This window comes from Brooklawnia sp. (assembly GCF_032229645.1).
Taxonomy (GTDB): Bacteria; Actinomycetota; Actinomycetes; order Propionibacteriales; family Propionibacteriaceae; genus Brooklawnia.
The window spans coordinates 3,254-4,785 of record NZ_JAVTWX010000119.1 but is presented as its reverse complement, the minus strand read 5'-3'; the positions used below and the strand labels follow the sequence as shown (position 1 = coordinate 4,785).

General features: G+C 67.0%; 1 protein-coding gene. It reads right to left on the bottom strand.

The genetic code is table 11. The features are described from left to right. The coding region (locus tag AAFP05_RS08965) for a sugar transferase (protein ID WP_341729518.1) at positions 1-1,118 on the bottom strand (1,118 nt) is incomplete at its 3' end. Positions 1,119-1,532: the final 414 nt, after the last annotated feature.

Sequence of the window (1,532 nt, the reverse complement as noted above, 5' to 3'; positions counted from 1 at the left end):
TCCTTGGCCATCTTGAACAGGACGCCGGCGCCCTCGTTCTGCGCCTGCAGCGCGGCCAGCCGCGCTTCGGCGTCGACCACCATGGAGCGCACCTTGAGGCACTGGAACTCTTCGCCGCGGCGTCCGACCCGGGTCTGCCGGAACAGGACCGGTCCGCGGTCCTCCAGCTTCACCATGAGTGCGACCACGGCCATCACCGGCGCGCTGAGCAGCAGCAGGATGCTGGAACCGATGATGTCGAAGGCCCGCTTGCCCCAGCGGGACGCGGCCACGGCCTGCGGCCGCTCGACGTAGACCAGCGGCAGGCCGGCCACCGGACGCGGGTTCAGCCGCTCGGAGCTGATGTCGGTCAGCGCGGGCACCACGATCATCTGGGTGTCGAGGTCCTCCAGGTCCCAGGCCATCCGCTTGAAGTGCTGGCTGTCGGGGAAGGATCCCTCGGCGAAGATCACCGTGTCGATGGACGAGTCCTCGATCAACTCGACCACGTCCGACACGCGGCCCAGGATGGGCAGGCCGGCCGGGGTCTCTTCGATCTCGGCGGACGTGACCGCGCCCACCACCTGGTAGCCGAGCCACTTCTCCCGACGCAGCACGCGGGCGACCTCGTCGATGTGCGAGGGCGAGCCGGCAACCAGTACCGAGGTCTGGAACAGGCCCCGGGCACGCAGGTGCATCAGGGCGCGACGGCGAATCAGGCGGCCGACCAGCATGGCCGGGATCCCGATCGCGAACAGGAGGATGAAGAACGAGCGGGACAGGTCGGACATGGTCAGGTAGCAGCCGATGCCGACCGCGCCGGCGAACAGCACTGAGCCGAGGGCGACCCGCTGGTACTCGACCATGCCGGTCTGCAGATGGTGCAGGGCGTAGGCGCCGCACAGCGCCAGCGTGGCCATCCAGGCGCCCGGAATGGCGTAGTAGGCCCAGACCGGTCCCTCGGGGCCGAACATGTTGTTGTGCAGGCCGAGGCCGAAGCGCCCGGCGTAGGCGGCCAGTGCCGACATCGCGATCAACAGGGCGTCGATCAAAGCGACGCTGGTCTGCCGAAGGGCCGCGCTGCCGCGGGCGGTCATGAGGCTGCTGTTCAGGCGCTGACGAGCAGCCTGAACGCGCACGTCCAGAGTAGTCATGTGAAGAAATCCCCCCCGAGATAACTGCGAACTCCCCCGAGTTCACGACAGGCACCCCCCAGCACCTGCTGCACCACAGCTTCCCACACCTTGTCCGGCCTGGCAACCGGAGATGGCTGATCTTTCCCGCTCGGACGCCCTACGTACATCTACGTGTATCCCGGCATTTGAATCCGTGTGGGAGTTCGTGCGAAGATCTCATCGTTCGACCGGCGGGGGGCTGGTCGATGTTCCGGGGGGAATGCACGTGAGAACGGGCTACTTGTTGTCCGTCTTCGACATGGTTGATGTGGGAGACGTTGACGTTGTTCATCAAGCTGCGGAGAGTGTCGACCGGGTCGAGGCTCGCGTGCTCTCCGATGAGGCAGTCGTCGGGCTGACCGGCCGAGCGCCGGTGGT